Origin of the sequence: Candidatus Methanarcanum hacksteinii (assembly GCF_964305265.1) — an archaeon.
In the GTDB taxonomy this organism is placed as follows: domain Archaea; phylum Thermoplasmatota; class Thermoplasmata; order Methanomassiliicoccales; family Methanomethylophilaceae; genus Methanarcanum; species Methanarcanum hacksteinii.
Genome location: NZ_CAYATA010000003.1, coordinates 371,633 through 389,972 on the forward strand (window position 1 = coordinate 371,633; position 18,340 = coordinate 389,972).

Here is an 18,340-nt window from a genome sequence, read left to right on the forward strand (position 1 = left end):
GTAAAACATATATGTGTGATATATATTGGACGTATCATCCAAGTGATTTAAATGTTACAGGTCGCAATCTACGGAAAAGGCGGAATAGGCAAATCAACAGTGTCTGCGAACATATCATACCAATTGGCTTCGGAAGGGAAGACCGTTGCACAGATAGGATGCGACCCGAAACATGACTCCACAAGACTATTGCTCAATGGAAGGACACAAAGAACGATTTTGGACCATATCAACACCGGGGATGACAGCGAAGTCCTATCTATAGGGAAGAATGGCATCTATTGCCTTGAAGCAGGCGGTCCAGAACCTGGTGTTGGATGTGCTGGTCGTGGCATATTGACGGCATTCGATTTCATTGAGAAAGAGGATCTATTACCTGAGGTCGATGTCAGACTCTATGACGTACTCGGAGATGTCGTGTGCGGAGGTTTCGCCGTCCCTCTCAGGAAGAAATACGCGGATCTTGTATTCATCGTGACATCAGGAGAATTCATGTCGCTGTACGCAGCGAACAATATTCTCAAAGGAGTGCGGAATTACGATCGCGGAACTCCAAGGGTGGGAGGGATCATCCTCAATTGTCGCGGTAATGAAGGGGAAAGGGAATACGTCTCCAACTTCGCCGATGCTGTTGGACTCCCTATCATCGCAACCATACCAAGGGATCCTGAATTCTCTAAATCCGAATCCAAAGGATGCACCGTGTCCGAATCATCCCCTGGATCCAAAGCGGCAAGATCGATAGAGCCGATCGTGAGAACGATCATCGAAAATCTCAATGGCAAAGGGACGAGATACGAAGCAGATCCGTTGGATGATGATGATCTAGACAAGGTAGCGAAAGGCATCCCTGTAGAAAGGAAGAAAGATCGTTGCGACATCCGAAGGGATCTTGCGATCTGCGAGAAGAATACCCTTAGGACATGCGGAGCAAGGTCACCCTTCGGATTGTGCTATGACATCGAGGACTCCGATGTCATCGTCCATGGTCCAACGAGTTGTGCATACATGTTCTCTCAGAGTTACGATACATATGATATGCTCTGCGGAGAGATATCGAAAAGAAAGTCTTCCGAAAGAGTGTTCTGCACGGATATCGACGATACCGCCTCGATATATGGTGCGTCCGAGAAGTTGAGATCGCTCATCAATGAGAGACTCTCTTCAGGAACTAAGATAGTGTTCGTCGTGACCACCTGCGTCCCTGCGATCATAGGAGATGATGTTGCAGGAGTATGCGCGGATTGCGAGAAGGAGAATCCAGGACATAGAGTGATACCAGTCATAGCGGACGGAATCCTCAACGGCGGAGCTTCACAATGCTATATGATCGGGATCCAAGCTACATCGGAACTAATCGATGATGACATCCTTCCAGAGAAAGGGCTGATCAATCTCATCGGATATTACAAGAACACGGATCCTGTAGCTAGAGCGCATGATGATCTGGAGCACATCCTTGGACTTGCAGGTCTGAGGATCAACACCCTGATCGGGAGTTACCAGACCTCCGAGAGATTCTCCAAGATGAAGAGGGCCTCGATGAACATCCCCTTCGCCGAAAGCAAACTCTCGGAGAAATGCGGAAGATACCTCGAAGGAAGATTCGGTACGCCATATTTCCCACACCATGTGCCCGTAGGCATGATACAAACGGAGCAATGGATGAGGGAGATCGGGAAGGTCACATCCATGCCCGATGATGAGATCACAAAGAAGATAGGATCGTTGAAGGAATTCTATGATGAATGTATGGAAGGCATAAGAGGAAAGACTGTTGGTAAGACCACACTGATCTATGCCTACGAATCCATGGACATCAGCTGGATGTTGGAATTATCGGAAGTGATGGGATTCAAAGTCATAGAGATAGTATGCCCAACGGTGACGAAATGGACAATAGAATCTGATGTCATGGACAACATCAAGGACATACCTATCGTCAGGGATGCCAATCTGAACATACTGAAAGAAAGGGTGGCCGAACTCGATCCCGATTTCACGATAGGCATCAGTGCATACGTATCCTCATTGGGCATAAGGACGATCTCCCCCGATAGCGTCGGGCCAGGATTCCGTTCTATGGCCGATTTTGGAAAACGCATCATCAACATGCTGAGATTGGAGGCGTTGCAATGAACGGAATGGATGGATTCCTTGGAGCGATGATCGCTTCCGAGAGCATCCTTGACGGTGCAACAGTACTCCATGGACCCGGAGGGTGCAGGAGGATGACATCCGTATTGTCATCCAAATTGCTTCCAAGGGATTATTCAGCGAAATGCGGTTCATTCTTCTTCAACGAACCTAGGATCCCATGCACATTCGTCGATTCCTCCGATTACATATATGGTGCTACGGACAAAGTCGGGATGGTATTGAACATACTTGAGAAAGAGGAATGTAAGATCGCTGTTCTTTTAGAATCGCCTGCGACATCCCTGATCGGGGATCACATTCTCGATGAGGTCCAATCATCGGATGTCTCCGACAGATGCATCGTTGTCAACAAATGCAGCATGTCCCTCCCATTCTCCGAAGGATTCGATTCTATCATCGAATCCATATGCAGAAAACTTGTCTCTGCCCGTGAAAAGAAAAGGAAAGCGGTCAACATCATCGGTGCACCCTTCACGATGCGCGGCAACAACTACTTCTTGAAAGAGATGAAGGAACTTCTAGAGATGATGGGACTTGAGACCATCGCATGCATAGGCTCAGGTTGTACGACAGACGATATCAGAAGATCGTCTGAAGCATTGGCGAATGTCTGCATCTGTCCCGAATACTGCAAGAAAACATCAGAATTCTACGAATCGATTAGTATTCCTACTGCATACTCCGAATATGGTGCACCGATAGGACATGATAACATGCGCGATCTCATCAGATCCGTCGCTGAGAAGACTGGTATGGATTCATCAAAGGCCTTGGCATACATAGATTCGGACGAGAAGGAGATGGCAAATCGTATCAAAGCGTCATTGAGCGCATCGGATAGACTCAATTACAGATCATTCTCAGTCCTTGCAGAATCATCCGTCTCCCTTGCATTGGTCAGATTCATGGGAAAGACGTTGAAGATGATCCCTGAATGCATCAACATCACTGAAAGTGATCCAAGGACTTACATGAAATTAAAAGGGTTATTGGATGGGCTGGAATCATCTGACGTCCTATCGAAAGAGTTCGGTGATGAATATACGGATATATGCATCGGACCTGGTGCGATGACCAAGAGATTGGAGATGAAAGGATTGTGTCGTAAAGGCATAGATGCCGGACTCCCTACTTCCGATTCTGTGGACCTATTCCCGAAATCGATACTTGGAGTGAACGGTGGCAGACATCTTGCTGATCTGGTCATCAATTCGATATATTTCAAAAATTGATAGAATCCGACAATATGACGACAGGATGCATCCTTGATCCTATCGACTTGTGGATAAGGAATTCAGATGATTCTGGGGCAGATTGTGAATTCATCAGAGTAGGCTGCCATTCTTTGAATTCATCATTAAAGTAATTGCGACCATTTATTGATTTTTTATCAATTAGTTTAGAAATTGTTTTACAATCAATTATTGAGGTCTCTGATGAACATGAGGTTATACGCACGATACTTGGCGAATGTAAATTTCGCAGAAACCCGATGGGTTTCAGTGCTTACAATACACTCGTATCGAGATCCAAATCAGCAAAATTCACTGAGAACATCATTTTCATACTGTTCTCTGCGTCAGGATTCGAAGAAGAATTATGCGAATTCGCAGAAGATAGTGGTGTGATTCTCGTTGACGGCAAGACGTTGATGGGAGATAGTGAACCTCCCATTCTGTTCAAATGATCAAAATGGGCAAGATTCTAATGGATTATGGATGGACTTTCAATCCCTCATCCACACAGGCACCCTGTTCTTCTCGAGTGGCAACCGAGATATGAGGTCGGCAATCGTTGTCCTCGATAGAGAATTCAACATCGAATCCCTAGCATCACTCAGGCTGGTATCGAGGATCTCATGCAATTCACTCCCGATAGGACAATGAGGATTCACGGGATACATCCCGAACATCTCGTCCACATCATCCGACTCTACAGCGTGGTATACATCCTCTAAGGTTATCTCCTCTGGAGGGCGCATCATTTTCGTCCTTGCCCTCCCCATCCCTGGTCTTAGCAGACCTGCTTTCCCAAGTTTAACGAAGACATTCCTGACGATGACGGGATTGCAACCGATACTCATCGCTACCTTCTTGCTCGTGATCTTATCCTGATCGAAGAAAGACACCAACATGAGTGCATGTATTGCTACCGTGAACTGTGATCCTGCCCTCATATCATCGCCTTTCATTGCGGCAATTTGGATTTACAATTCTTATAGAGATCATCCGTAGGTTGAAGACTTGCCCACCCATCCTCAGCTACCTTCACTGACAAAGCCGTTCTCTTTGCAACGACTGAGACGTTCTTGTCGAAATTCTCTCTGTCGCCTATGCCTGTATCGATCTTCAATATGTGCTCATAATTCCCCAATCTGAGCAGCCACCTCATGTAACCATCAGGACCAGGTTCTATTCCAAGCTCTTCCCTCATCTCATCGGTGATGGAATTCTCTATCTTCAAGGATTCGCTTTTATCCGCGTTCATGAAATCATCATAATTCGAGGCCATGGCAGGGAATACATACAGATATCCTGTGTATTTCTTCTCCATTTCCATATACCTAGGTCCGCCAGCTACGTTTATGCCGACACAATCGTCACATACATTACCATTGCAGTCACAGAAGGTAAATGCTGGTTTGTAACCATTGGATGCACACCATTTAGGTATATTCCAACCATAATTACCACAAGTCCCTAGATAGAATCCTATTGTGTCCGATACTCCCTGCATCGTCTTCGTCAGATCCTCCACAGTAGATTTTAAGACATCAGGCCTGGCATGAAGTCCAAGTGAGATCATGACGATCAGTATGTTGAATCCATCCTTCGGAACATATGTCCTTTTGACAACATCCTGCCAAAAAATCGTATCATATGTTACCCCTGCCTTATCCAGTTTCCTTGTGATGGAGCCCTCGTTACCATTACGTACGATCGTGATAGATTTCTCATCCCTGTCATTAGTGATACTGTAGACTAGATTGTCATCCACCATCGGACAACATACCACTCCCATTACCCCATGTGTCATAATTGATATTACACATAAAACTATATCAAATTAACAATTATGACAGTTGAGATTATGACGATCTTGCTCATAGTTCGATGATCGTTGTTATCTATTATCGCCATCAAGACACTGAACAGCGATTGTGTTCAACATATGAAGTGAAATCTATGTCCGTGTTATGTCAAAATTCCGGACCGTCCCATTCTGGTTCCAAGTCCTTCATAAATGCTGCAACGAACAGAGGGTAGTGTTCTATCCCATCATCATCCACCGAGATGTTTCCATTCTCTAACATCACCCTACGTCCGATGTTGAAGACCTTGGATACTTTCTCTATTGATGGCGCATCCCTCTTTTTTCCGGATTTGACCTCGATCACACATATTCCCATGCCCATCTCCAGAAGAAATAATGCAATATTGCAACGAACTTGAATCAGCATTTGAAGACAATCATATCAAACTGGAAGGTATGGCCGATCTAGAAGGGGGATTATCAACAGAATCTATGACACATCATGTTCGTGGATATCGTATTGGAAAACGTGTAAGGCCAAAGCCAGAGTTTTCTCCTAATCCGTCTGATCTAGATGATGCCCGCAGAATAATCATGGTCGATGAGACTTTCAAAGGAAGATATCGGAATGATTAACGCCCTTCTGAAGAAGGGTTATGCCGCAACGAGGACAGCTCTCTACAAAGCGGCGCTCAGGGAATACTATCAGCGCAGGTTGGGTGAGAAGGATGATGGAGCATTCTAAACTGGACGGGATAAAGAACGTGGACAAGGATTACGTTGTCCAGTTCATCAAGCATATCAGGAAGCTCAACCTCGCCCCCGACACAAAATATGCGTACGAACAGTCGGTCAACAGATGTCTCACCTTCCTTTCCGAAGGAAAGAGGAACACCCACCCGAAGAAGATCAACCAAGATGACATAATGTACCTGAAGAATGTAGGGATGGGCGCACTTTCGGAAAGGACAAAACTGTACTACTTCACCGCATTCTCCACATATCTGGAGTTCTACAGCAACAACGTGATCAGGAACATGCACATCCACTGGGGCGCTGATGAGAGAACCCATGTGGATTGGCTCGAACCACAGGATGCGAAGAAACTTCTAGATGCTCCGCTCAACCTCGCTCAGCAACTGGTCATCCAGCTCGAACTGTGCATGGGGCTGAGGCGCGTAGAGGTCATAAGGCTGACCACTGACAAGATCTTCTCGGACAGGGCGGATATCAGAGGAAAAGGACGCGGAGGCGGTAAGTGGAGATCCGTGCCGATGTCCCCTCAGACGAAGGAGGTTCTGAACCAATATCTGGTTTATAGGGACAACATGATTGCGGAAGCGAAGAAACGCAATCCGGGAACGGTCGTGCCGAAAGAGGTGCTCCTGCATCTGAACGGAAGTTACCTCGGAGCATACTCGGAACACGGTACCGGATTCGACAAGGCCTTCGTGGAACCCGTCAGAAAAATCACTGGTGTTCATTTCGGAAATCACACTCTCAGGAGAACGTTTGGACGTCAGCTCTGGAAGAACGGGATACCAATTGAGACCATCGCGAAGATCCTCGGACACGAGTCGGTCTCCATGACCCTGAGGTACATCGGGGTGAACATCGGAGACATGAGCAGCGCTATCAACGGTCTTTCGTTCGAATGATTGGAAACCTTTTCCCCTTTCTTTCTCTTATTCCCATCGTTCCGTATGTGTGCCGGAAACACCTTGGAATGACCCAAATGGTGTGCCCAAAAAATCGAATCTACTCTTTTTGTGATACACTGTCTGCAGGAATCGAGTGAGTGTTTTTCGTTCAATCCGAAGGGGGAGACGTACTCATTTGGGCACACCGCTCACCAATTGGGAACACCATTTGGGGAACACCGATTTGCAAAAATTGAGATATCTTTATAACCCGAGAACCGAATTTTCAGATAAGTGATCTCACGAGGTGTATCACACTACGTGTATCACAGCAAGGAGAAACCGAATATGACCCCTGAACGGCGTATTACAAAGCCAGAAGGGAGTGGTGGTCCCATTGTGATTTGAACACAAGACCTTCCGGTTATCAGCCGGACGCTCGAACCAAGCTAAGCTATGGGACCACTCGGTGAGGCTGGATAGATACATGTATAATAAATATGTTTTGGTCGGACCATTTTTCGCCAGAATGATGTAAGGGTGTTGTAACGAATCATATACAGACGATACGATCGAGCGTGAATGAGCATTGATGAAAACCCGTAGCGACGAAAGGATAGGATCTGATATCCCGCCATGCAACCGCGCTCCGCCAAGTAAAACGATATTATAAAATGAGATCATCACAGGGGCATGAACAAATATCTCCAGCTTTTCAGGACAGGCAATGCCGTCATGGGGATCGTTGGCGTCTTCGTGGCCTGTTTCATGGCCGCCGGATTCGATATCGCGGACGAGATCGTGAATCTCCTGATTTCAGCTGTTGTCGTGTTCATGTTCATGTGCGGCGGAAATGCCCTCAATGACTACATAGACTATGAGATCGACAAGACCGCACATCCTGAGCGCCCGATACCATCTGGAAGGATAGAAAGGAAGACGGCCCTCTATGCAGGGCTTGTTATGTTCATCAGTTCGGTAGCCATCTCCTTCCTCACGATGGATATCGAATGCATCGCGATCGTCATCGTCGCATGCATACTCATGGTCGCATACGAGACCTGTCTCAAACAAAGAGGATTCATCGGCAACATCACCATCGCCATACTCACCGGGATGATGTTCCTCCTTGGAGGGAGTGTTGTCGGCAGCATGATGGATAATGCAATCGTGGCTGCGATGGCGATGTTGGTCTCCATTGGCAGGGAGATAACCAAGGACATCGAGGACATGGATTCCGATGAAGGAAGGATAACACTCCCCATGAGGATCGGAATCAGGAATGCATCGATAATTGCATGTGCATTCTATGTCGCAGGACCTCTGCTGAGCATCCAACCGATGATAGCAGGGACATATGGGATACTTTACTACACAGTCCTCATCGCAGATGCCGTCTTCGTATTCTGTGCTATATCTGTATTCAAGGATCCTCACAGATCACAGAAGCTTGCCAAGAAAGCGATGGTCTTAGCGCTCATATCATTCATCCTCGGCGTATTCAGATTTTAGGGATATCTTTTGATACGATACATCCGAATCCATTATTAGGGAAACCATCCTTACGATTACCCATGGCTCCTGTGTTCCATTGGGTTAAGGTCAAGATCGTATGTTATGCTACAGAGGACGAGGATCTCCTCCATGACGTCATCGTCAAACTCACAGGCATAGACGATGATGAATCGTATGATGTCGATATATCCGAGGGATTGCATGGCAATCCGATAACCGTAATAGATGCGAACCTCACTCACAATAAGGATTGCGAGAGGATATTCAAGAATCTTGGTAAGGATATACTCGAATCGCTCATACCAGAACTCGAAGATCGCATAGACGATGATGACATATTCTACATGAGATTGGATAAACAGAGAGCGGTAGAAGGGGAGTATGTACTCTCCCATAGTGGGGATGTGATATCGATCACCGCTAAGATCGCTGCACATCCTGCAAAGAAAGAGATAGCGATAGGCTTGATGAGGGATTACCTCATCAAGCTGACTCGTCCTGATTCTCCTGTGGTTTCACAGTGACCTGTACCATCCTTACGCGACGGTTCTTCACGGACCTCACGATCATCTTGACGTGACTGTCCTCAATCCTATCGCCTTTAACTGGCACACGGTTCAATTTGTACTGTATGTAACCGCTCACAGTAGGTTCGTCATAATCTCCGAGATCCAATTCCACACCGATCTCCTGCATGAGATCGCTTATGTTGGTATCTCCAAGGACTGCATAGGTTCCATCCTCCTCATGCATGATGAAATGCTGCACCTCATCGCTCTCGTCCCAGATCTCTCCGACGAGTTCTTCGAGCACGTCCTCCAACGAGACTATACCGACAGTCCCGCCGTATGAATCGACCACGATGACCATCTGTACCATCGATCTCTGTATCTCGGTGAGTGCCTTAGCTACTGTCGTATTCTCAGGTATGAACTTGACCGGGCGCATTATCTCCACAATCTTCCCGGCACCGTTGTCCTTGAAGTATCTGTTGTAGAAATCCTTGGCATAAACGACACCGAGTATCCTGTCGATCGTTTCATCGTATACTGGTATCCTTGAGAATCCTGATTTGATGAATACATCCTTCAATGCATCCATGCTCTCGGTCTTCTCTATCCCTACGACATCCACACGAGGTGTGAGGATCTCGGTCACAGCCTTATCATCGAACTCGATGGCTGATTTGATCAATTCACTCTCGGTCTTCTCGAGTGTGCCCTCTTCCTTGATCTGATCGATCATGACAACGAGTTCATCCTCTGTGAGTGTGACATCGTCCTCATTGACATTGGTGTGCGTCATCTTGTTGACCATCTTGAAGAAGAACGTTATCGGAGACAATACTGTCATGAAGAAGCTGAGTGCGCCACCCAATTGCAATGTGTATCTCTCTGCATTGGTCTTCGCCATCTTCTTCGGCGTTATCTCTCCGCATAATAAGATCACAACGAACATGAACACGGTCGCGAATGCAACACCCAATGCCCCGAATGCCATCGTGAACATCCACGTACATATCGATGACGATAGGATGTTAACGAGATTGTTGCCCACAAGTATGGTCGTAAGGAGTTTATCATAGTCATCCAGGAGTTTCAATGCCCTGGTGGCCTTTTTGTTACCTTCATTAGCATAGTTCTTGAGTCTTATCTTGTTAACGCTTGTAAAAGCCGTCTCGGACGCCGAGAAGAATGCAGACATCAATACCAATATGAACAGAACGAACGCAAAGAGTGCGAACGTCATCGACTGAGTATCCATCTATTAAGTCCCTGCCATGTCGGAGGACAACGTGTCCCCCTCTAGATCCGTAAGGATGTGTGGGTCCTATCATTGGACTACTTTATAAATTGTTCTCAGGCCTGATACCCGTTCGGATGTTGACTTATCTCGGATAGAAGTACAGCACCCAGGCGTCATCGGGGATTTAGACATCTATCCATATGATGTGATATCATGGCTTAAAATACCATGAACAAGAGAAATGTTCGCATTATTCGCCGTCATTTAGTTCTCGATCCTTATTTTTATTTTACTAGGGATTTAAATAATAAGTTCGGATATGAGAATATAGATTATCATGGCCGACCAATTCAAATACGAAATCATCGAGATGATCGCCGTACTGTCAGAATCCAACAAAGGATGGACAAAAGAGCTGAACCTCATAAGCTGGAATGACAAAGACCCCAAATACGACATCAGAGAATGGTCACCCGACAGAAGCAAAATGAGCAAAGGGATCACACTCACGCCCGAAGAGACCGCTGTCCTAAAGAAGGCATTGGACTCCAGGGAAGAACTCTGAAACTTCACTCCTGTCCCCGCGACAGGATCAACTCCTTAAATTCATTCTAATAGCGATTGCCATGTCATCGAGATTCGATTATCTTCAACATCTCTTGGATTGCGTGGATTTCGTATCCTCGGGAAAGAAGGGTGCGATCTCTGATGATAGGAAGCTCATCGCAGAATACAATCCGTCGTACTACGACATGTTACAAAGATATCTGAAGAATTCGGATCAACGTGTCAAGATAGAGGTCATAACCCTCCTCACGAACCTGAGGGAGAGGCAGGCCATCGGTGACATCAAGGAATTGAGGATCACATCCAATGAGAATGTCAGCAATGCCTGCGTAGGATTCCTTTACACCATGGATACCGTGGATGACTACATTCCAGATCTCATGGATATACTCAAACACAAACGCGGTTCTGAATTCAGGAACGCTGCCGCCAGGATGCGTTCCGTCGGAAGGGAGGAGGACATACCCGAACTGCGTAAGATCTATGGACAGGTCGACGGAGAGATGCGCGAACAAATGAGGGAATGTATCGAAGGCATCATCGATCGTACACCTTCATTGTCCAAGAAGAAACGCATGCTCCTATCCGTTCCTGTATTCCCGGATGAGGACAGATTCATGAGCTTCGCGGACAACACATCCGTCTATCTTGACATAAGATACAGGGATAACGTCAGCGAGATGGATATGATCTCATCCAGAACGTACAATAACGTCGCCAAGGCGTTGAAGAAGATACAGATCAGACTCTTCAACGAAGAGGTGAATCTGAAATATTATTCAGATGAGGCCAAAGCTGCGTACAATGAGATCAATGACCTGTTCATTTGGGCCTTGGATAATATCAAGACGAAGAAGATCCTGATGGATACCCCGACATCCGATATGGATGCGCCTGATTGCACTCGTTGTGGTAACAGGATGACTTATAGCAAGAACGGTTGGAGATGTCCTATCTGCGGAAGTTCCCACTGACCGCGTATGTTTTATAATCCACAGACGTAACCCGTCGCATCGGACAAGATAGTTCCGATGATGGAGAGACTCGTGATGATAAAACAAGTCCGCGACAATTATGCAGCGCCCGTTATCGAGAAGGAGATCCGCGATTATTGGGACTCCAAGGACGCATACCATAAGACCAAGGAAGCACGCGAAAACGGCGAGAGATTCTATTTCGTTGATGGTCCGCCATATACGTCGGGCCACGTACACATGGGTACTGCCCTGAACAAGACGATAAAGGACATACTCATCAGATACTGGAGAATGAACGGATACAACGTCCGTGATCAACCTGGATTCGATATGCATGGATTGCCCATCGAGGTACAGGTGGAGAAGAAGATCACAGTACCTGGAAGGGTCAACAAGGATGGAAAACCGGATGAGGTCGGTGTCAGGTCCAAGAAAGAGATCGAGGAAATCATAGGCATCGATGAATTCGTCAACACCTGTAAGGAACATGCCCTGTCACTTCAGGGAGAGATGACCGAGGAATTCAAAGAACTCGGCGTATGGATGGATTGGGAACACCCGTATCAGACCATAAAGAACGATTATATCGAATCCGCATGGTGGACCATACAGAAGGCCCATGAGAAGGGACTCTTGGATTCATCCAGCAGAGTCGTCACCTGGTGTCCAAGATGTGAGACCGCACTTGCTGAGGCAGAAATAGAGTATTGGGATGAGACGGACCCTTCCGTCATGGTCAAATTCCCACTTGTCGACGATCCGAGCACATCGCTCCTGATATGGACAACAACGCCTTGGACACTCCCTGCTAACATGGCTGTCGCAGCCCATCCCGACATGACCTACGCAAAGGTCGCATTCCAGAAGGATGGCGTGACCGACAATATCATCTGCATGGAATCACAAGCCGATTACATCAAACAGAAAGGTGGTTTCGACAGTTTCACGGTCATCGAGACGTACAAAGGTTCTGACATGGTCGGAATGTCATACGTCCCTCCGTTCGACATCGATGAGAAATACCTCAAGAGGTCGGAATACACATACAAGGTCCTTACTGCCGATTATGTAGAACAGGACAACACAGGTCTCGTCCACACAGCACCTGGATTCGGTCCGGACGATTATGAGACGGGAAAGAGATTCGGTATCGAACCGTTCTGTCCTGTCGGAGAATCCGGTAGGTACACAGAGGAGTTCCCGATGATGGAAGGCCGTAAGGTCAAGACCGTCAACGATGACATCAAGAAATATCTCGATGAGAAGGGATTGCTCCTCAACGCTGAGAAGATCAAACACAGATACGGTCACTGCTGGAGATGCAAGACACCGATCATCTACAGGAACACCAGACAATGGTTCCTCGCAGTCCCCAAAGTGAAGCAGAGGATGCTCGAAGAGATCGATAGGGTCAAATGGGTACCCGATTGGGCCGGTTCAACCAGAGAGAAGAACTGGGTGGATGGCGCAAGGGATTGGTGCATCTCAAGACAGAGGTATTGGGGAATCCCGCTTCCAGTATGGGAATGCAAATGCGGCGAAAGGAAGGTCATCGGTCAGGTCTCCGAACTCAAGGAAGGAGAAGGCTACACCGAGGGAATGGATATCCACAGACCTTGGATCGATAACGTGACATTCAAATGTCCGAAATGTGGCGGCAAGATGACAAGAGCGCCTGATATCCTCGACGTATGGTTCGATTCAGGTGTAGCTGCATGGGCATCACTCGGATATCCTGCCAAGAAGGATGAGTTCGACAAATGGTGGCCTTGCAGATTCATCGTAGAGGCACACGATCAGACGAGAGGATGGTTCTACTCACAGCTCGGAGCTGGAGTCATGTCCTTCGATAGGGCACCATATGATGAGGTCATGATGCACGCATGGATGCTCGATACCAAAGGTCAGAAGATGTCGAAATCACTTGGCAATGTCGTAGAACCTAAGGAAGTCGCATCAGAATTCGGTGCGGATGCCATGAGATTGTATTCGGTCAGAGCGAATGCACCATGGGACGATACGTGTTTCCAGTGGGATGTCAAGAAGAACCCGCCCATGAAGGAAGGCCCCAAGAATGCTTGGAAGATCCTGAACACATATTGGAATGTTGTGAAATTCGCATCAATGTACATGGAGATAGATGATTTCGATCCAGAGAGTTACACTCCCGAGGTCATGAAGGATCACTTCAGGTATGAAGATAGATGGATGTTCTCACGCACAGAGAAGATGAAAGCGGCAGTCCATGATGGTATCGAATCGAGAGAACTCCACAAGGCTGCACGTGCCATAGAGGACTACATCATGGAGGATCTCTCCAAATGGTACGTCAAACTCATCAGGGACCGCAGTTGGACAGAGGATAAGGATTCGCAGAATGACAAATTGGCATCATACTGCACATTGTACTATGCGATCATGCAGACTGCCATAACCATGGCTCCGATAACACCGCACATCAGTGAGGAGATCTATCAGCACATGGGAGGTAAGAAACTCTCCGTACATATGGAGGATTGGTTATCACCCAATGAAGCGTTCATCGCAGATGATATCGAAGAGAACATGAAGATCATTCAGGAACTCGTCGAGATCATCGCCACTGAAAGGGCGAAGATGGGCAGTAAGCTCAGATGGCCTCTCAAGAGGATCTCAATAGTCGGCAAATCACCGGATTCGTACGATGCTGTCAAGATGTTCGAGGATGTGTTGAAGCAACAGGGTAATGTCAAGAGCATCGAGTACATCTCACCCGATAAGCTCCCGTGTGATAAGGAAGCCGTCAAATACACCGACGGACAGATCGTCATCGATTTCGATGTCACGCCTGAGATCGAGGCCGAAGGATACACCAGGGAGCTCATCAGAAGGATCCAACAGATGCGTAAGGACATGAAGCTCAATGTCGAACAGTACATCGAGATCCAAGTCAAAGCCGATGATGTGTTGGTGAAATACTTCGAGACATGGAAGGACTTCATATCCAATGAGGTCAGAGCCAAATCCATATCATTCCTCGATGAACCTAACGGTGATGAGGTCAAGACCTGGGATGTCACCGGAAAGGATATCACCATCGGTGTGAAGAAACTCTAAGATGGTGGGATTCCCACCATCATCTTTCTTTTATTACTCCATTGAGAATCCATGACAAGGATTCATCTTGCAGGATCAATCCTTGGAACCTATTATGTGCTTTATAGCCTCATTCGCAAGGATCATGCCGAATATCGCAGGTATCGTAGGTAATGAGCCCAATATGCTCTTCCCATGTTCATCGCGATCCATATCGACATGGATAGGTTTCTCCTCAGAATATACGCAAGTTATGTGCTTCGTATCGACATCCCTCAGTTTGCACCTTATGCTTGATGCCAAAGGACAGACCTTCGTCCCCATTATGTTGGCGATGCGTATCTTCTCCGCATCCATATGCAATGCCGCACCCATGGATGAATAGGTGACGATGTCATGCGTTGCCGCATATCTCAGAAGTGATACCTTATGTTGGATTGTATCGATGGCATCGACAAGGACATCCGGTTTTTTCGAAAGCAATGATGGCAACGTATCCTCTGAGACAAATTCCATCTCAGCGGATATATCGATGTCAGGATTTATGGATCTGGCACGTTCGATGGCAACGATAGCCTTCGGCTGCCCTATTGTGTTGACCGTTGCAAGTATCTGTCTGTTCAGATTGGTATCGTTGAACACATCGGCATCGATGACCTTTATGTGTCCTACACCTGCTCTGACAAGACCTTCTAACGCATAACCGCCAACAGCACCGACGCCTGCCAAGACGACATACGAGTCCCTCAGAGCCTCGACGCCATCCTCGCCTATCAGAACCTTCGTCCTTTGACTGATATCATCCGCCATCGATATCGAATCCTATGAACAGATAGATAACCGTTATGTACCGGACCATATCGACAGAATATCTTGTCACATAGATGGTCGTTGATGATAGAACTTATCTACTCACGGAATGATACAAACATAAGCATCCCAAAAAACGAATGATCGTATGCATAAACGATCAATATTGGATGTTACAGAAGGTATACCATGGCCTACGGTGACAGAAATATGAGGAACAGACCTCCGCGCGAATTCTTCAAGACCACATGCACTGCATGCGGAAAAGAATGTGAGGTCCCATTTAAACCAACTGAGGGAAAACCCGTGTACTGTAAAGAATGTTATGCGATACACGCACCTCCAAGGGAAGACAGACGCAGAAGATTCTGAAACCCTCAACGGGGTCAAACCCCATTTTTATTTTCTACGATTGGTCAATATCTTCGCGTTGAAGAGCAGCCCGTTGAATCCTACTATCACACAGGCCACTCCTACGCAGATCAATATTATCGCAGGTATCTTGAATCCGAGGAGATGCAGGCCAAGGCCGATACAGAACAACATGACACCGATATAGAATATCGACCTCATACCGCGCTTATCGTACCACATCGGCCCCACATCCACTCATGCGACCTTCTTACCTGCTTCATGCGACGCACTAGCGACAGTGACGCCCGTTGCAGTGAAGAGCCAGACAGCATGTGCCTTGAGATTCATCTTGGATAGCTTATCATTCAATCCATCGAGGATCGGTCCGGAACCGATACGCTCTTTCGCTACTGCATCTATGATGTATGCATCAGCTGCCGATGTTACAAGGAAACAAACCTTCTTGTTCTCCTCAAGATTCTTCTTCGTGGTCTTCATCAAGACCTCTCCGACAGCTAACGTCTCCTCATCCAGAAGGAATACGCTACCGCATACTATCGTGTGAGGCTGACCGTTAGCATCACAGGTCGATAGGACCTTCACATTACCGGGACGCTTGATCATGTCCGCAACATTTGCAGGTATAACTACCATAATCTCACCTATTCATGGAATGCACTAGCATATTATAAGTGAACATCCCGCACTGCACACAGTGCGTAATATGTTACTGTGAAAAACTTAATCGTCGTATGTGTATTCCCTAGGCTTCTTGACTGCGTTGTAAACGAGCACGGCGACCAGGTAGACTACTCCGACACCAATGACATATGCGAACTGTGCGTAATCCATTGTAATCAATTCCGACAACACATAATTGATATTTATCAATTCAGTTCACGATACCGTCTTTCACTTCAGAAAGATGCTGGACGAACATCGTGACCTTACCTTCCTTGTACAGAGGCGTGGATGTGCAAACATATTCCTTTCCAGTCCTCGGTATGATCTTGATCCTCTTACTCCTGACAGCACCGCTGGAGTCGACCCAGATATCGCAATCCTCACACGGGCTGATCCTTCCGAACATCTTGAAGCATCTCTTTCCGATCGATTCGTCCAATGATGCTCCAAATGCATTCAAGCCGGCACGATTGATCCATACTATGGTGTGATCAGTGTCCAATATCATGATTATATCGTCTATCGCATCTAGCACGATATTCAACAGGGATTCTGAAACGTCGTCCTCTACCATAGTATCGTCTTATGAATCCACACGTGGGTATAAAAATAATCCTGAATGCCACATCGCATGTCGCATGTGACCTTTGGCAGCTTCTTTAATTTTTTATATATTTATGGAATTACAGTTCACTACATGACCTATGATTTAATTGTTATCGGAGCTGGTCCAGCAGGACTCACAGCAGGCATCTACGCAAGAACGAAGATGATGAGCACCCTCGTTCTGGATGCAGGAGTCGTAGGCGGACAGTTGGTCAGTCTGTATCCGGAGAAAGGAATCCATAACTATCCAGGATACGAGACCATTCAGGCCAGGAAACTCTCTGATAAACTCTATGCTCAAGCGGAATCGCTCGGTTGTGAGATCCGTGAGAAAGAGAAGGTCATGGATGTGGATGACGGCAACGAGGAACTGATCGTCAGGACAGATAAGGCCGAATACCATACGAAATCCATAATCGTAGCCATCGGGATGGGTATGTTCAAACCTAGAAGGATGGGATGTGATGGAGAACTTGAACTCGAAGGTAAAGGACTCTCTTACATCCTTCCCCTCAAGGAAGAGATCGTTGGCAAGAAGGTCGTTGTGTTCGGAGGAGGGAACAGCGCCATAGAGATGGCGATGATGGCTTCCACAGTGACGGATACGACACTCGTTCACAGAAGACCCGAATTCAGGGCGGATGAATCCAATGTCAAAGATCTTGCATCAAGTAAGGTCAAGCCCATAATGAGTGCAAACCTCAAGTCGGTCAATGGTAGTGACAAGGTCGAATCCGTGACCCTTATCCAAGACGACAAGGAGTTCGATATCCCTGCGGATCTCGTCGTGATCAACATCGGGATATCGTCAGACCTTGACGATCTGAAGAGATGGAATCTTGAACTCACAGAGAATGGACTTGTGAAGGTCGGATTCGATATGACGACGTCAAGACACGGCATATTCGCATGTGGCGATGTCGTAGATTATCCCGGTAAATACAAACAGATCATCACGGGATGCGGCGAAGCGGGAACAGCTGTGTTATCCGCATATAAATTTGTGAAGAAGCCGTATTGGGCATGAATATCACAGATTCCGATGTTCTATCCATCGGAATCCTTTCTTCATAACCGAATCATAAGATGATTCGTTAACGACCATACTGTAACGAACTAGAACGTTCCGTAATCGAATATTCGCTATAGGAGAATATTTTCAAAAAATTAAGG

The 18,340-nt window shown here is 46.7% G+C and carries 20 protein-coding genes and 1 tRNA gene; 12 read left to right on the forward strand and 9 right to left on the reverse strand.

The features are described 5' to 3' along the window. Positions 1-51: 51 nt before the first annotated feature. From ACI2NF_RS06650 to ACI2NF_RS06660, 3 genes are all read left to right on the forward strand, one after another. Positions 52-2,139: a nitrogenase component 1 gene (locus tag ACI2NF_RS06650; protein ID WP_400196911.1), complete on the forward strand. Its 2,088-nt coding sequence runs from the start codon at positions 52-54 to the stop codon at positions 2,137-2,139. Next, positions 2,136-3,392, forward strand: coding sequence for a nitrogenase component 1 (locus ACI2NF_RS06655; RefSeq protein ID WP_400211256.1), 1,257 nt, complete (start codon positions 2,136-2,138; stop codon positions 3,390-3,392). Before ACI2NF_RS06650 ends, ACI2NF_RS06655 begins: the two co-directional genes overlap by 4 nt. A 260-nt stretch (positions 3,393-3,652) precedes the next feature. Continuing rightward, positions 3,653-3,847, forward strand: coding sequence for a hypothetical protein (locus ACI2NF_RS06660; RefSeq protein WP_400147735.1), 195 nt, complete (start codon positions 3,653-3,655; stop codon positions 3,845-3,847). A gap of 39 nt (positions 3,848-3,886) precedes the next feature. Here ACI2NF_RS06660 and ACI2NF_RS06665 read toward each other — a convergent pair whose 3' ends face one another. From ACI2NF_RS06665 to ACI2NF_RS06675, 3 genes are all read right to left on the reverse strand, one after another. After that, positions 3,887-4,336, reverse strand: a complete 450-nt coding sequence (locus ACI2NF_RS06665) for an Rrf2 family transcriptional regulator (protein WP_400147738.1) — start codon at positions 4,334-4,336, stop codon at positions 3,887-3,889. An 11-nt stretch (positions 4,337-4,347) separates the two neighbouring features. Continuing rightward, positions 4,348-5,181 (reverse strand): DUF1638 domain-containing protein, encoded by an 834-nt coding sequence (locus ACI2NF_RS06670; protein ID WP_400211257.1) that lies wholly within the window; start codon positions 5,179-5,181, stop codon positions 4,348-4,350. Positions 5,182-5,359: 178 nt separating this feature from the next. Further along, entirely contained in the window at positions 5,360-5,569 is a 210-nt protein-coding gene (locus ACI2NF_RS06675) for a hypothetical protein (protein ID WP_400147744.1), read from the reverse strand. A gap of 225 nt (positions 5,570-5,794) precedes the next feature. Between ACI2NF_RS06675 and ACI2NF_RS06680 the strand changes: the two genes are divergently transcribed. Beyond that, positions 5,795-5,938, forward strand: a complete 144-nt coding sequence (locus tag ACI2NF_RS06680; RefSeq protein ID WP_400147747.1) for a hypothetical protein — start codon at positions 5,795-5,797, stop codon at positions 5,936-5,938. Then, positions 5,922-6,851, forward strand: a complete 930-nt coding sequence (locus ACI2NF_RS06685; protein WP_400147749.1) for a tyrosine-type recombinase/integrase — start codon at positions 5,922-5,924, stop codon at positions 6,849-6,851. Before ACI2NF_RS06680 ends, ACI2NF_RS06685 begins: the two co-directional genes overlap by 17 nt. Positions 6,852-7,219: 368 nt before the next feature. Here the strand turns inward: ACI2NF_RS06685 and ACI2NF_RS06690 are convergent. After that, positions 7,220-7,297, reverse strand: a tRNA-Ile gene (locus tag ACI2NF_RS06690). A gap of 229 nt (positions 7,298-7,526) precedes the next feature. On the opposite strand from ACI2NF_RS06690, the gene ACI2NF_RS06695 reads away from it, so the two are divergent. Continuing rightward, the gene (locus ACI2NF_RS06695; protein WP_400196423.1) at positions 7,527-8,345 is read left to right on the forward strand and encodes a UbiA family prenyltransferase; all 819 of its coding nucleotides are present in this window, start codon (positions 7,527-7,529) and stop codon (positions 8,343-8,345) included. Between the two features lie 62 nt (positions 8,346-8,407). Beyond that, positions 8,408-8,872 (forward strand): RNA-binding domain-containing protein, encoded by a 465-nt coding sequence (locus ACI2NF_RS06700; RefSeq protein WP_400147754.1) that lies wholly within the window; start codon positions 8,408-8,410, stop codon positions 8,870-8,872. Here ACI2NF_RS06700 and ACI2NF_RS06705 read toward each other — a convergent pair. Continuing rightward, positions 8,832-10,112 carry a hemolysin family protein gene (locus tag ACI2NF_RS06705; RefSeq protein ID WP_400147757.1) on the reverse strand — a complete coding sequence of 427 codons (1,281 nt, stop codon included), beginning with the start codon at positions 10,110-10,112 and terminating at the stop codon, positions 8,832-8,834. The genes ACI2NF_RS06700 and ACI2NF_RS06705 overlap by 41 nt on opposite strands. 319 nt (positions 10,113-10,431) lie before the next feature. Here ACI2NF_RS06705 and ACI2NF_RS06710 point away from each other — a divergent pair, with 319 nt between their 5' ends. The 3 genes from ACI2NF_RS06710 (at position 10,432) to ileS (ending at position 14,734) form a co-directional block, all read left to right on the forward strand. Then, positions 10,432-10,659, forward strand: a complete 228-nt coding sequence (locus ACI2NF_RS06710) for a YdbC family protein (RefSeq protein WP_177971940.1) — start codon at positions 10,432-10,434, stop codon at positions 10,657-10,659. A gap of 61 nt (positions 10,660-10,720) precedes the next feature. After that, positions 10,721-11,635 (forward strand): HEAT repeat domain-containing protein, encoded by a 915-nt coding sequence (locus ACI2NF_RS06715; RefSeq protein WP_400147760.1) that lies wholly within the window; start codon positions 10,721-10,723, stop codon positions 11,633-11,635. Between the two features lie 75 nt (positions 11,636-11,710). Continuing rightward, positions 11,711-14,734 carry an isoleucine--tRNA ligase gene (gene ileS, locus ACI2NF_RS06720; RefSeq protein ID WP_400211258.1) on the forward strand — a complete coding sequence of 1,008 codons (3,024 nt, stop codon included), beginning with the start codon at positions 11,711-11,713 and terminating at the stop codon, positions 14,732-14,734. Positions 14,735-14,809: 75 nt separating this feature from the next. Here ileS and ACI2NF_RS06725 read toward each other — a convergent pair whose 3' ends face one another. Continuing rightward, the gene (locus tag ACI2NF_RS06725) at positions 14,810-15,523 is read right to left on the reverse strand and encodes a tRNA threonylcarbamoyladenosine dehydratase (RefSeq protein ID WP_400147766.1); all 714 of its coding nucleotides are present in this window, start codon (positions 15,521-15,523) and stop codon (positions 14,810-14,812) included. Between the two features lie 189 nt (positions 15,524-15,712). On the opposite strand from ACI2NF_RS06725, the gene ACI2NF_RS06730 reads away from it, so the two are divergent. Continuing rightward, positions 15,713-15,895, forward strand: coding sequence for a CxxC-x17-CxxC domain-containing protein (locus tag ACI2NF_RS06730; RefSeq protein ID WP_400147769.1), 183 nt, complete (start codon positions 15,713-15,715; stop codon positions 15,893-15,895). Between the two features lie 27 nt (positions 15,896-15,922). On the opposite strand, the gene ACI2NF_RS06735 is transcribed toward ACI2NF_RS06730, so the two are convergent. From ACI2NF_RS06735 to ACI2NF_RS06745, 3 genes are all read right to left on the reverse strand, one after another. Continuing rightward, positions 15,923-16,117 carry a hypothetical protein gene (locus ACI2NF_RS06735; protein ID WP_177971935.1) on the reverse strand — a complete coding sequence of 65 codons (195 nt, stop codon included), beginning with the start codon at positions 16,115-16,117 and terminating at the stop codon, positions 15,923-15,925. 15 nt (positions 16,118-16,132) lie between these two features. Then, entirely contained in the window at positions 16,133-16,531 is a 399-nt protein-coding gene (locus ACI2NF_RS06740) for a pyridoxamine 5'-phosphate oxidase family protein (RefSeq protein ID WP_400147772.1), read from the reverse strand. Between the two features lie 238 nt (positions 16,532-16,769). Continuing rightward, positions 16,770-17,135, reverse strand: coding sequence for a PAS domain-containing protein (locus ACI2NF_RS06745; RefSeq protein WP_400147775.1), 366 nt, complete (start codon positions 17,133-17,135; stop codon positions 16,770-16,772). A 123-nt stretch (positions 17,136-17,258) separates the two neighbouring features. On the opposite strand from ACI2NF_RS06745, the gene ACI2NF_RS06750 reads away from it, so the two are divergent. Beyond that, a complete protein-coding gene (locus ACI2NF_RS06750; RefSeq protein ID WP_400149833.1) occupies positions 17,259-18,194 on the forward strand; it encodes an NAD(P)/FAD-dependent oxidoreductase in 936 nt (311 codons plus the stop codon). Positions 18,195-18,340: the final 146 nt, after the last annotated feature.

Coding starts and splice junctions, on each gene's coding strand:
- ACI2NF_RS06650 (WP_400196911.1), top strand. CDS start 52: ATGTTACAGGTCGCAATCTACGGAAAAGGCGGAATAGGCAAATCAACA.
- ACI2NF_RS06655 (WP_400211256.1), top strand. CDS start 2,136: ATGAACGGAATGGATGGATTCCTTGGAGCGATGATCGCTTCCGAGAGC.
- ACI2NF_RS06660 (WP_400147735.1), top strand. CDS start 3,653: ATGGGTTTCAGTGCTTACAATACACTCGTATCGAGATCCAAATCAGCA.
- ACI2NF_RS06665 (WP_400147738.1), bottom strand. CDS start 4,336: ATGAGGGCAGGATCACAGTTCACGGTAGCAATACATGCACTCATGTTG.
- ACI2NF_RS06670 (WP_400211257.1), bottom strand. CDS start 5,181: ATGGGAGTGGTATGTTGTCCGATGGTGGATGACAATCTAGTCTACAGT.
- ACI2NF_RS06675 (WP_400147744.1), bottom strand. CDS start 5,569: ATGGGAATATGTGTGATCGAGGTCAAATCCGGAAAAAAGAGGGATGCG.
- ACI2NF_RS06680 (WP_400147747.1), top strand. CDS start 5,795: ATGAGACTTTCAAAGGAAGATATCGGAATGATTAACGCCCTTCTGAAG.
- ACI2NF_RS06685 (WP_400147749.1), top strand. CDS start 5,922: ATGATGGAGCATTCTAAACTGGACGGGATAAAGAACGTGGACAAGGAT.
- ACI2NF_RS06695 (WP_400196423.1), top strand. CDS start 7,527: ATGAACAAATATCTCCAGCTTTTCAGGACAGGCAATGCCGTCATGGGG.
- ACI2NF_RS06700 (WP_400147754.1), top strand. CDS start 8,408: ATGGCTCCTGTGTTCCATTGGGTTAAGGTCAAGATCGTATGTTATGCT.
- ACI2NF_RS06705 (WP_400147757.1), bottom strand. CDS start 10,112: ATGGATACTCAGTCGATGACGTTCGCACTCTTTGCGTTCGTTCTGTTC.
- ACI2NF_RS06710 (WP_177971940.1), top strand. CDS start 10,432: ATGGCCGACCAATTCAAATACGAAATCATCGAGATGATCGCCGTACTG.
- ACI2NF_RS06715 (WP_400147760.1), top strand. CDS start 10,721: ATGTCATCGAGATTCGATTATCTTCAACATCTCTTGGATTGCGTGGAT.
- ileS (WP_400211258.1), top strand. CDS start 11,711: ATGATAAAACAAGTCCGCGACAATTATGCAGCGCCCGTTATCGAGAAG.
- ACI2NF_RS06725 (WP_400147766.1), bottom strand. CDS start 15,523: ATGGCGGATGATATCAGTCAAAGGACGAAGGTTCTGATAGGCGAGGAT.
- ACI2NF_RS06730 (WP_400147769.1), top strand. CDS start 15,713: ATGGCCTACGGTGACAGAAATATGAGGAACAGACCTCCGCGCGAATTC.
- ACI2NF_RS06735 (WP_177971935.1), bottom strand. CDS start 16,117: ATGTGGTACGATAAGCGCGGTATGAGGTCGATATTCTATATCGGTGTC.
- ACI2NF_RS06740 (WP_400147772.1), bottom strand. CDS start 16,531: ATGGTAGTTATACCTGCAAATGTTGCGGACATGATCAAGCGTCCCGGT.
- ACI2NF_RS06745 (WP_400147775.1), bottom strand. CDS start 17,135: ATGGTAGAGGACGACGTTTCAGAATCCCTGTTGAATATCGTGCTAGAT.
- ACI2NF_RS06750 (WP_400149833.1), top strand. CDS start 17,259: ATGACCTATGATTTAATTGTTATCGGAGCTGGTCCAGCAGGACTCACA.